The 2,508-nt window shown below is 43.3% G+C and carries 1 protein-coding gene; it reads right to left on the reverse strand.

Annotation, left to right across the window (positions count from 1 at the left end):
- Positions 1 to 106 precede the first annotated feature (106 nt).
- On the reverse strand, positions 107 to 1,921 hold the full coding sequence (locus WGC32_RS14910) for a reverse transcriptase/maturase family protein (protein WP_002576337.1): 1,815 nt from the start codon (positions 1,919 to 1,921) through the stop codon (positions 107 to 109).
- Positions 1,922 to 2,508: the final 587 nt, after the last annotated feature.

Consider the following 2,508-nt stretch of genomic DNA (forward strand, 5'->3'; position numbering starts at 1 on the left):
TCATAAGGTAGGAAACGCCACGCCATACTTCCTTTCGTCCGTGGTCTTGGCGTAACCCCCTCCAGAACCGTGCTTACACCTCTCGATGTACACGGCTCGCCATCTTTCATAGTTTAAGTGATTTTGTCTTTGCTTCTTCGTAGCATTTCGGGCAGAGAGCCAATGACTTCCGCCTTTTCAGTAACATCAGTTCATCAAATTCATTATCAGCGTTCAAATCTTTTAAGCGCTTTACATGGTGCATATACACTTTCACGGGGTTTGCTCCGCACATCTCGCATTGTCCGCTTTTTAAACGTCCTGCAAGACTATTCGGTTTTATCTGCCCTCTGTATTTCGGCATAATGTCTACAAATTCAGGTGCGATATTGTTATTACGCCTAAATCCTTCATTGTAAAACTCACACCGCTTTGTTCCACTCTTGGTTTTGTAATCTGCGCCAAAGTCGCCCTTTACGCTACGGTATTTCTTATACATCTTCATAACAGAAGAATTATATTTTGCCGCCAACGTCTTTAAACAGCTTCCACGCATGATAGAATGAAATTTCCCCAGATTGCATACATTGATTGCTAACCTGTAATAATTGTACAATCCTCTGATTTCAGAATTATATTTACTGATGATTGCCACATCGTCTAATGGCATAAGCGCCCCTCTGTGGAGTGGCTTCCAAATCTCTTTGCCGTTTTCGTCTTTTTTGATTTTAAACGCACCGTATTCGTGCAGTTTCGCAATCCATTTTTCTTTCGGCATATATAACTGCACTTTTCCATACCACACCCGTTGCAGACCTTTTTTCGTCCGCTTTGTGTCCTGACTTCTTGATATTCTTATGTCGTATCCAAGATACCGCACCTTTTCAGAGGAATGGGTAACGTGAGTTTTCTCCTCCGACATTGTGAGATTTAGCTTGTCTTTTAGAAATATCTTTACCTGTTCCTTGATATTTTCAGCATCCTGCTTTGAACCTGTTATTGAAATCAGGAAATCGTCAGCGTAACGGTTGTATTGAAGTCTTTTGTAATTCTCATCCATCTCGTCTAAATGTGGTGTGGACAACATCACTTTCCTTGCTTCTTTAAATGCTGCTAGGTTTGCTTCTGTGCGCTCTATTTCCAGATTTTTCTGCGCTTTCCGATAAGCCCAGCGTACCTTATCATGGTCTTTGTGGACTTTACGGCTTCTTGTATCGCCTTTGTCAAAACTCTTTTTCATCCTTGCCATGAACTCATCAAGTTCATTCAGATAGATGTTGGCAAGTATCGGACTGACACCGGAGCCTTGTGGACTGCCGGAGTACGTTTCATGGTATGTCCACTGTTCCATATATCCTGCCCTTAGAAACTTCCACATCAGCGATATGAACGCTTCATCTTTTATGCGCTTTCTCAAAAGCTGTATTGTGATATGGTGGTCGAAGCTGTCAAAACAAGCCTTAATGTCTCCTTCGATTATCCACTTTGCACCAGTGAACAGCGTTACGATTTCTTTTAACGCTGTGTGGCAACTTCTTTTCGGTCTGAAACCATGTGAATTATCAGAGAATGTCGGCTCATAGATTGCTTCAAGTATCATACGGACAACTTCCTGTAACAGTTTATCGTCCGTTGACGGAATCCCCAATGGGCGCTTTTTACTGCTGTTTTTCTTCGCAATATAAACACGCCTTGCAGGGTTCGGCTGGTATGAGTGGTCTCTCAGCTTCTGAATGAGCTTTTCAATGCGCTCCATGCTCATACCGTCAAGAGTGAATCCGTCTGCACCTGCCGTCATGCTCCCCTGAGAGGTCGCAATATTCTGGTATGCAAGCAGATAGAACTCTGGGTTGTACAGGTTACGGTATAATCTCTCGTACCTGTACTCTTTGTTTTTTGCTTTTTCACTTAAACTTTTCAATACATTTTCGGGACTTCTCATAATGCCTCACGCACCTTTCCTTATTATTTGTATTGAAGAAAGACTGTCTCCCTTCGCCATGTGGACGGCTTTCCCGTCCTCGGACTACTACGGAGACTCTGTTGCCATAGTAAATATTCAGAGTCACTTTTCTCATAGCACTCATAGCCGATTTTCGGCATTTTACCTTAGGCAATCCCCGTTTAGAACTGTAATAACATAAGCCTGTTATGATTTCGGATGTGACGTTCGTCGTTTTCCATTATCCTATGGCTGATTTACTCTGGGTATCTTGTGGATACGCATGGCCGACTCATATCCACCAGAGTACATGCGAGTATAACTTCCTTACGCATGGAGCAACATTTTGCCCAATCTCCGACTGTCATTCAGGCAGTTTAGCTTTCATCCTTATTCATAACTTTTCGCCACTACCACGCAAACACTTTGGAAGTTTCCGTGTTTCGTGCCCTCCGACATGCTACACTCCCCATCGGGTTTCCCCTTTTGGATAAGTCGGGTGACGATAGGGTGCGGATTATTCCGCTTTGATACCTTGCCCTATTACTTGCTCAAGGTAAGATTATTACAGCCCCTTACGGGCGCAC

Origin of the sequence: Zongyangia acetica (assembly GCF_038739695.1) — a bacterium.
GTDB lineage: Bacteria > Bacillota > Clostridia > Oscillospirales > Ruminococcaceae > Zongyangia > Zongyangia gallinarum.

Excerpts from the sequence above, each read along its gene's own strand:
- WGC32_RS14910 (WP_002576337.1), bottom strand. The coding sequence starts at position 1,921 with ATGAGAAGTCCCGAAAATGTATTGAAAAGTTTAAGTGAAAAAGCAAAA.